The organism is Aminobacter sp. P4_H6_2, assembly GCF_056400805.1.
The window spans coordinates 1-2,888 of record NZ_JBFUKO010000655.1 but is presented as its reverse complement, the minus strand read 5'-3'; the positions used below and the strand labels follow the sequence as shown (position 1 = coordinate 2,888).

The 2,888-nt window shown below is 62.5% G+C and carries 2 protein-coding genes; both read right to left on the bottom strand.

The genetic code is table 11. From position 1 onward, the window contains the following. Positions 1-1,605, bottom strand: a 1,605-nt coding sequence (fliF, locus tag AC1DUU_RS28140) for a flagellar basal-body MS-ring/collar protein FliF (RefSeq protein WP_476786632.1), incomplete at its 3' end; no start/stop codon positions are given. Positions 1,606-1,730: 125 nt separating this feature from the next. After that, a complete protein-coding gene (locus AC1DUU_RS28135) occupies positions 1,731-2,744 on the bottom strand; it encodes a flagellin N-terminal helical domain-containing protein (RefSeq protein ID WP_476786631.1) in 1,014 nt (337 codons plus the stop codon). Positions 2,745-2,888: the final 144 nt, after the last annotated feature.

The following is a 2,888-nucleotide window of genomic DNA, read 5'->3' as shown; positions in this document are numbered from 1 at the left end:
GATCAGTGCGGTGCGCTCTTCGTTGATGTCGACCATGCGGGCGAGGCGGTCCTGCGGGGCGGGGCGCAGCTTGTTGCGCAGATCGTCGATGGCGTTGCTGGGCCGCGATCCGGGCAGGGCGGCCTGCGCCTCCGCCTCAGCGGACGCATCGGGCGTCGGCAACGAACGCTGCACTTCATCGAAGCTGGGTCCCGCGATGGCTGCAGTGGCTGGCCTGGAAAGTGCCGCCGCCATCGGCCGCAAGCCGAAGAAGGCGACGAGGAAGACAACGACGATGAAGGCCGCGGCGTTGATCAGCGTGCCGGCATGCTGGCCGACGGAAGCGAAGGCCCCGGGGCTTGCGATCGCTTCGCCGTCGAGACCGTCGATGAATTCGACGGCCGAGACGTTGATCAGGTCGCCGCGCTTCTCGTCGAAGYCGGTGGCCGAGGTCACCATCTTCTGGATGTCGGCGACACGGGCGGCGATGGCTTCAGGCGTCGCGTCCTTGCCAAGGATGGCTGCCAGGCGCTGCTGGTTGACGACGACGGCGATCGACATCTTGGTCACCGAATAGCCATTCGAGACGGTGGCGATACGCTTCGAGTTCATCTCGTAATTGGTGATCTCTTCCTTGCGGTCGCTGTTTGAGTTCGACTGCGGGCCGTCAGTTGCGGCACCTGCTTCGGCGTCAGGCAGGTTCTGTTCGACAGTGGCAGGCGTGGACGACTGCTTCTGGTTGCTGGCTTCATTGGCGCGCACGACCTGGACGGAGCGCTCGACGCGCGATTCCGGATCAAAGATGGTCTCGTCGGTCTGACGCGTATCGGTGTTGACGTCGGCCTTGACGCTGGCGCGGAAATTGTCCGGGCCGAGATAGGCAGAAAGTGCGCGGCGGATGTTGTCTTCGATCTGGGTCTCGACGGTGCGTTCGACGCCGATGGAGCGCGCTGCACTCGAATTGCTGGGGTCATCGCCGGCTGCAAGCAGATTGCCGCTCGAATCGAGCACCGTCACGCGTTCGGCGTCGAGCCCGGGGACGGCTGCGGCGACGAGATGGCGGATCGACATGGCGCTCTTGTCGGCATCCATGCTCGCTGCGCGGATGACCACCGAAGCCGACGGCTTCTGCTCGTCGCGGCGGAAATTGGCGCGCTCGGACATCACGATGTGGACGCGGGCGGCCTTGATGCCCGAGATCGACTGGATGGTGCGGGCGATCTCGCCTTCCAATGCACGCACGCGGGTGACTTGCTGCATGAAGGAGGTGAGGCCGAGCGAGCCGACATTGTCGAACAACTCGTAACCGGCGTTGGCGCTGGTGGGCAGCCCCTTTTCGGCAAGCAGCATGCGCGCCTGCGAGGTCTTGCCGGCGGGTACCAGGACAGTGGTGCCGTCGGAGGCGACGTCGAAGCCGATGCCGGCCTCGCCGAGCACCATGCCGATCTGGTTCACGTCGGAGCGTTCGAGCCCGACATAAAGCGTCTCGTAGGCCGGACGGTTGAGATAGATGGACCCCACGCCGATGACGGCGAGGACCAGCGCTGCGATGCCAGCCAAGATGGCGAGCCGGCGTGGGCCGAAACTCCTGAGATTGGCGACTATGCTCTGTAGCTGTTCAGGCACGTGCGTAGGTTCCCCGCAAAACTATCCGGCAGACCCTAGACCGCGAAGCTTGCGCGAAAATGATATGGGCCGCGCAAGATGCGCGGCCCATGGCAAATAGATGCGCTGGTTCTGAGAGCGGCCGATCAGCCCTTGAACAGCGCCAGGATGCTTTGCGAGTTCGAGTTGGCGATCGACAGCGCCTGGATGCCGAGCTGCTGCTGGACCTGAAGCGCCTGCAGGCGGGTCGATTCCTTGTTCATGTCGGCATCGACGAGCTGGCCTACGCCGCGGTCGATGGAGTCCATCAGCTTGGACACGAAGTCTTTTTGCATGTCGATGCGGGTCTTGGCGGCACCGAGTTCGGACGCGCCGTCGGCCATCTTGGCGAGCACCGTTTCGACGTCCGTCAGCAAGGCATCGAATTTCTGCGCTTCGGTAGGCGTGGTGATGATTGTGCCCGTGCTGTCTCGTGCCGTTACAGCTGCAAGGTTTAGCACGTTGATGTTTAAAGCGGAAACGCCGGAAGCGTATCCAGCCATATCCAGAATGCCTTTCGAGACGACAGCGGGGGGGCCGGCAGCAGGTATTACGGTATCGATTAGCCGGACATTAGTCAGCGCGATATCGATGCTGCCGGTCGAAACGGCGCCGGACGAATCGCGGTTGTATGACGAGATGATGCTTAGGTTGTTGCTCTCTGGAACAGGAGGGGTACCCGCAGGATTGCCCGTATCCTTCGAGGAGTCGGTCTGGAGCAGGTTGGAGCCAGCATAGTTGGCCCCGCCGATGGCGTCCTTGAGCTGGTCGACATATGTGTCGATTTCGGTCTGGAGCTTGGCGCGTTGCTCAGGGCTGACATTCTTGGCCAGCAGCAAATTCTTCTTGATCTTGTCGACGGCGGTGAGGGCGTTGTTCATCGCGGTGTAGGCGGTATCGACCTTGCCGCCGCCGAGGCCGAGCGCGTCCTGCACGACCGAATTGACGTTGTTGTCGGAGCGCATGGTCGTGGCGATCGACCAGTAGGCGGCGTTGTCAGAGGCTTCGGCGACGCGGAAGCCGGTCGAGATGCGCCCCTGGGTGGTCTGAAGCGCCTTGTTGGTGGCGCTGAGGCTTTGGAGAGCCGTCATTGCCGAAGCGTTGGTCATAATACTGGACATCGAAAATAGCCCCCTCTGTCAAAACCGCGCCGCTGACTGCGGCTGTGGACCGGTCGCTGATGCTGTTCGTTTCCGCCCCGTGGCAGCGATGAACCGCATGGCAATTGGTTAACCATAACTAGCGGTTCATGGTTAACGGTGGAT

Bases quoted from the DNA above. Each gene is read 5' to 3' on its own strand.
- AC1DUU_RS28135 (WP_476786631.1), bottom strand. From the start codon at position 2,744: ATGTCCAGTATTATGACCAACGCTTCGGCAATGACGGCTCTCCAAAGC.